This window comes from Mesorhizobium sp. M7A.F.Ca.US.006.04.2.1 (genome assembly GCF_004022915.1).
Classification (GTDB): Bacteria; Pseudomonadota; Alphaproteobacteria; order Rhizobiales; family Rhizobiaceae; genus Mesorhizobium; species Mesorhizobium ciceri.
Window position 1 is genome coordinate 1 of record NZ_RZQA01000614.1, and the last position, 3,929, is coordinate 3,929.

The window sequence follows — 3,929 nt, forward strand, 5'->3', positions numbered from 1 at the left end:
GGCCGGCGCTCATGACCGGTTTATTTCGGCGCCATGCGAATGGCGCCGTCGAGGCGAATGGTCTCGCCGTTCAGCATCTGGTTCTCGATGATGTGCAGGGCGAGAGCGGCATATTCGGACGGTTCGCCCAGGCGCGACGGGAAGGGCACGGCGGCGCCCAGTGAATCCTGCACCTCTTGCGGCATGCCGGCCATCATCGGCGTCTTGAAGATGCCGGGAGCGATGGTGCAGACGCGGATGCCGGAACGGGCAAGGTCGCGCGCCACCGGCAGCGTCATGCCGACGACGCCGCCCTTGGACGCCGCATAGGCGGCCTGCCCGATCTGGCCATCATAGGCGGCAACCGAAGCGGTGTTGACAATGACGCCGCGCTCGCCGCCCGGCAGCGGCTCGAGCTTCGACGCGCGTTCGGCGACGAGGCGGATCATGTTGAACGTGCCGATCAGATTGACCTCGATCACCTTGCGGTACTGATCAAGCGGATGGGGACCATCCTTGCCGATCGTCTTCACGCCGATGGCGATGCCGGCGCAATTGATCAGGATACGCGGCTCGCCAAGCTTGGCGGCGACGTCGGCGAGGGCAGCAGTCCCACTGTCGGCGCTGCTGACGTCGCATTGGACGGCAATACCGCCGATCTCGGCCGCGACCTTGGCCGCGCGGTCAATACCGACATCGAAGATGGCGACGCGGGCTCCCTTGGTGGCCAGCGCGCGCGCCGTTGCCTCGCCAAGGCCGGAGCCGCCGCCGGTGACGATCGCGATCTGGCCGTTCGGGTTCATGACGTCATCCTTTGATCTCAGGAACAGTGGACGGATCAGGCGCCAGATCGATGGGAAAGGTCAAGCCATCGCCGCGGTAGGATCGGTCACCCTGGCCTGATCGGCGTGGCAGACCTCGCCCAAGAGCCTGGCGACCGCGCCCGGCGCGATCTCGTGCGACAGCAGCCGGTCGAGGTCGACGGGGCGCGGCATCGAAATCTGGCCGCGCGGAATCCGCTTGAAACCGAGCGGCCCGTAATAGGGCTCGTCACCGACCAGCATGACGGCAGGTGCGCCGGCCCGGGCAGCGGCCTCGAGCGCGATCGCCACCAGCCGGCGGCCGATGCCGAGATTCTTGAAGGCCGGCCGCACGGCGAGCGGCCCGAGCATCAATGCGCGGCCGGCACCGGCGGCGATGCGGGTCATGCGCACCGAGGCGACGACGATGTCGCCATTGACGGCGACAAAGGACAGCGAGCGCTCGTGCCCTCCGGCCTCACGAATCTTGTAGGCGGCCAGCACAAAGCGGCCGGGCCCGAAGGCTTCGTCGTTGATGGCTTCGATCTCGGGGTCGTGCGCCGGGGTTTCCGGCAGGTATTTCACGTCGGCAAGGCTCATGGTCTTTGCGGTCCGGTACAAGGAGGAAAGGTTGCTGCAAACGGCAGCATTCGCCAGTCAGCGCTTCATCAAGCGCGGGCGCCCTTTCGTCGTCGGTCAAACCGGATCAAAGCAAAGTCGAACATGCGGATTGTCCGCTAGCATCAATTTCCCGCCGCTGCAATCGGCCGTTTCTGTCCGTCATTTCGGCCAAGTGACGGTCTGTTCAGCACCTGACGTCTTCGACAGGGCAGCCTTGCGCCTACATCAACCAACAGGACGCAAGGAGATTCGCATGGGATTGCTGGTCGAAGGAAGATGGCAGGACCGCTGGTACGATACGGCGGACAATGGTGGCAGGTTCGTGCGGGCGCAGTCGCAATGGCGCGACTGGATCACCGTTGACGGGGCGCCTGCCGAAGGCCGGACGCGCGGTTTCAAGGCCGAGCCCGGCCGCTATCACCTCTATGTCTCGCTTGCCTGTCCGTGGGCCCACCGGACGTTGATCTTTCGCGCGCTGAAGAAGCTGGAGGGCATCATATCGGTGTCCGTGGTGCATCATTTCATGGGCGCCAACGGCTGGACGTTCGTAGCTGAGGACGGCGCCACGGGCGACACGCTCTACGGCCTCGACTTCCTGCACCAGATCTATGCCAAGGCCGATCCCGCCTATTCGGGCAGGGTGACTGTGCCGGTGCTGTGGGACAAAAAGGAGCAGACCATCGTCTCCAACGAGTCTTCCGAAATCATCCGCATGCTGAATTCAGCCTTCGATGAATGGGGCGACGCCAGCTTGGATTTCTATCCGAAGGCGTTGCGCGGCGAGATCGACCGCATCAATGCGCTGGTCTATCCCGCCATCAACAACGGCGTCTATCGCGCCGGCTTCGCCACCACGCAACGCGCCTATGAAGAGGCTTTCGGCGAGCTGTTTTCGGCGCTGGATACGTTGGAGGAGCGGCTGGCAAAACAGCGCTATCTCGTCGGTGGTCGTATCACCGAGGCCGACTGGCGGCTGTTCACCACGCTGGTGCGCTTCGATCCGGTTTATGTCGGCCATTTCAAATGCAATCTGCGCCGCATCGCCGACTACCCGAACCTGTCCAACTATCTGCGCGATCTCTATCAGGTGCCTGGCGTGGGCGGGACGGTGAACATGCATCACATCAAGGCGCATTATTACGGCAGCCACCAGACGATCAATCCGACGCGGATCGTGCCTGTCGGACCGGATCTCGATTATGGCGCACGGCATGACCGGGCGCGCTTCGAGAAAGCGGCGGCCTGATCTACCAGTAGGGCGAGGGCTGCTCGCCGTCAAAAACCTCGGCGATCCGGCGCAGCGTCGCCGGCGTCGTGCCCTGCGGCAAGCGGTCGAGCGGGAAGAAGCCGGCTTCGGCGATCTCGTGGTCCGGCAGCTTCGGCGCCGTCTGGCTGAAATGCTCGAGCAGATAAAAGCCGACATGGTCGCGGTGGCTGGAGCGGCGGTTGAAATGCATCGATTTGAGCACCGGCGGGGCGGTCAGAGCGATGTTGCCTTCCTCGGCCAGTTCACGGGCCAGCGCCTCGTTCATCGTCTCGCCGACTTCGACGCCGCCGCCGGGAAGCTGCCAACCCGGTACATAGGTATGGCGAATAAGGAAGACGGATCTGGACGCTGTGTCGTGGATCAGGCCGCGCACGCCAAGCGTCATCGGCCTCCGCAGCACGAAATAGAGATGGAACAGCCTGGCCCTCAACCCTGGCCAGCCGGTCTGGCGGAAGGCATCTTCAGGGCTCGTCATTGATAGCGAAACCGTGGGTGGAAAGCCGCGCGCGGGTCGCCTATGAAGGTTGTATGTTCAGGCTCGCGCATATTTCCGATGTCCATCTGGGGCCGCTCCCCGATGTATCCTATCGCGATCTCGCCTCCAAGCGCGTGCTCGGCTATGTCAACTGGCAGCGCAACCGCCGCCGCCATATGCATGATGCGGTCATTGACACGATCGTCGCCGACATCAAGGCGAACACGCCTGATCACCTCGCCGTCACCGGCGACCTGGTCAATCTGGCGCTCGACGGCGAGATCGAGATGGCCAGGCACTGGCTGGAGACGCTGGGGCCGCCGCATGATGTTTCGGTCGTTCCGGGCAATCACGACGCCTATGTGCCGGGCGCCTTCGACAAGGTCTGCCGGTCCTGGGCGGCGTGGATGAGCGGCGACGGCGTCAACACGCCGGTCGACCGCAACGCCTTCCCCTATCTGCGTGTACGCGGCAATGTCGCGCTGATCGGCGTCTCGACAGCGCGCGCCACGGCACCCTTCATGGCCAATGGGTTTTTCATGGAAGGCCAGGGGGATAGGCTCGGCAAAATCCTCCAGGACACTGCCGGACAGGGGCTGTTCCGCGTCATCATGATCCATCATCCGCCGGTGCGCGGCGCGGTCCCGCAGCACAAGCGGCTGTTCGGCATCGCCCGCTTCAACAAGATCATTCGCCGCCATGGCGCCGACCTTGTGCTACACGGCCATTCGCATCTGCCGTCGCTGTTCTTCATCGGCGGTCGAGGCGTCAGGATCCCGGCGGTCGG

General features: G+C 64.1%; 5 protein-coding genes. 2 read left to right on the top strand and 3 right to left on the bottom strand.

The genetic code is table 11. From position 1 onward, the window contains the following. Positions 1-20: 20 nt before the first annotated feature. Both EN925_RS26445 and EN925_RS26450 read right to left on the bottom strand, forming a co-directional pair. Positions 21-782: a 3-hydroxyacyl-CoA dehydrogenase gene (locus EN925_RS26445; RefSeq protein WP_013529916.1), complete on the bottom strand. Its 762-nt coding sequence runs from the start codon at positions 780-782 to the stop codon at positions 21-23. 60 nt (positions 783-842) lie between these two features. Beyond that, positions 843-1,379 (bottom strand): N-acetyltransferase, encoded by a 537-nt coding sequence (locus EN925_RS26450; RefSeq protein ID WP_013529917.1) that lies wholly within the window; start codon positions 1,377-1,379, stop codon positions 843-845. A 274-nt stretch (positions 1,380-1,653) separates the two neighbouring features. Here EN925_RS26450 and EN925_RS26455 point away from each other — a divergent pair, with 274 nt between their 5' ends. Continuing rightward, positions 1,654-2,646, top strand: a complete 993-nt coding sequence (locus tag EN925_RS26455) for a glutathione S-transferase family protein (protein ID WP_064994476.1) — start codon at positions 1,654-1,656, stop codon at positions 2,644-2,646. Between the two features lies 1 nt (position 2,647). On the opposite strand, the gene EN925_RS26460 is transcribed toward EN925_RS26455, so the two are convergent. Next, complete coding sequence (locus EN925_RS26460; RefSeq protein ID WP_013529919.1) at positions 2,648-3,142, bottom strand: NUDIX domain-containing protein; 495 nt, start codon at positions 3,140-3,142, stop codon at positions 2,648-2,650. 53 nt (positions 3,143-3,195) lie between these two features. Between EN925_RS26460 and EN925_RS26465 the strand changes: the two genes are divergently transcribed. Continuing rightward, positions 3,196-3,929: metallophosphoesterase (locus EN925_RS26465; protein ID WP_206632940.1), on the top strand; the 734-nt coding region annotated here is incomplete at its 3' end.